We start from the raw sequence: 1,683 nt of genomic DNA on the forward strand, positions 1-1,683 counted from the left end.
TACGATGAAATACTGCGAACCACTGATGGCGGGCTTAACTGGACCAATATTCCCAATGGACTGGACCATCCGTACGAATTTAGCGTTCTACGTGTCTCACCGAAATTTAGTACCGATCAGACTATTTTCGCTGGCTTCAAAGGGAAAATAGGTATTTATCGATCAACTAACCGAGGTGATTTATGGGAACCTTATAGTACAGGTCTTGCTCCTTCAAACAAGATTGTAAAAAAAATGGAGGTTGCTGAAACTAGCACTGGTTACGTGCTTTTTTTCGCTGATGCCAATGGAGCGCTGTTTCGCCGTTCCAACGCAGATGCAAACTGGATTCAAGTACTCGATAAAACTAATAAAGTAACCGTTATTGCGATATCACCAAATTATGCTACTGACAAAACTTTACTGATTGCGAGTAGTGCTGGAAGCTTAAGAAAATCTACTAACGGAGGGATCGATTGGACCAATTTGGGAACTCCAACAGGAACGGTAATATATGATATGGCCATCGCTCCAGGGAGCTCAGAAATATTTCTGGCAACTCCAAATTTTGGGATTTTTTATAGCAATGATGGGGGCAGCTCATTTATCAACAAAGGGGTTAATCTACCTCACGAAGCGATCAATAATATAGCAGTTTCACCGAATTACTTGATTGATCGTACGGTATTTTGTACTAGTCTGACTCATTCTGTCTACAAATCAACAGATAGAGGTGATAACTGGACGCTTTTTAATTCAGGCGCAAAAATTACTGGTCAAACATCTTTGCTCAATGAATTAACTGACTTACAAATATCCAGAACATACGCTACTGATAAAACAGTTTTCTTGCCCGTCTTCGATGGATTATTCATGTCGAGGAATGGTGGAGCTACCTGGCTCCAACGTCAAACACGAAAGGGTATATTGACCGGACTTGCGCTATCGTCGAGTTTCAACAATGATCATAAGATGATTGCCACAACTTATGTCGGTAAAGGTATAGCTATTTCTTCGAATAGTGGCACTACATGGTCTACCAGTGGCTGGCCGAATCCCTCGGGACGGAAAATGAACTTTTTTGACTCGCAGATCGTGAAAAATCCAGACGGATCTCAAACAGTAATTTCTGCAACCAGCGGCGGCATTGGAAATTCTACTGATTTTGGAGCCAGCTGGGATGTCAAGCATGTTCCGAGATTTCTTGCCATAGATCCTGACGTCGTTACATTCACTGTACTGTCAGCGTCACCGAATTTTGCCAACGATAAGGAGATTTATCTTGGCTCCAGATTTCATGGGGTGATTCAAACAAAAGATGCTGGTAAAACCCTGCGGTTGCAGAAAGGAGTTCCGCTTACACATCCTATTACAAGCGTGGCCGTTTCACCGAATTATGCCAACGACCGTACTGCATTCGCCGCTACCCGTAATGGAGAAGTATGGCGCACTCAGAACGGTGGTGATAACTTCTTGCGCGTGGGTGCTAGTTCGATCATATCGCAGGGTTGGCCTGGACAAAAATATACATGGATAGCAATTTCTCCCCAATTTTCAACGGACAAACTGGTCATTGTGGGAACTGCCAGCGGTATTTACCGTTCAACCGATGGCGGAACCACCTGGACCAAAGAAACCAACGCTACAGTTGGATCAAATGCAGTGGTCCAACAAGTGGAATTCTCGCCAAACTTCGCTACCGAC

The 1,683-nt window shown here is 43.8% G+C and carries 1 protein-coding gene; it reads left to right on the plus strand.

The genetic code is table 11. The features are described from left to right. Positions 1-1,683: WD40/YVTN/BNR-like repeat-containing protein (locus C7H79_RS17035; protein ID WP_106708414.1), on the plus strand; the 1,683-nt coding region annotated here is incomplete at both ends.

The organism is Nitrosomonas supralitoralis, from assembly GCF_003011925.2.
GTDB lineage: Bacteria > Pseudomonadota > Gammaproteobacteria > Burkholderiales > Nitrosomonadaceae > Nitrosomonas > Nitrosomonas supralitoralis.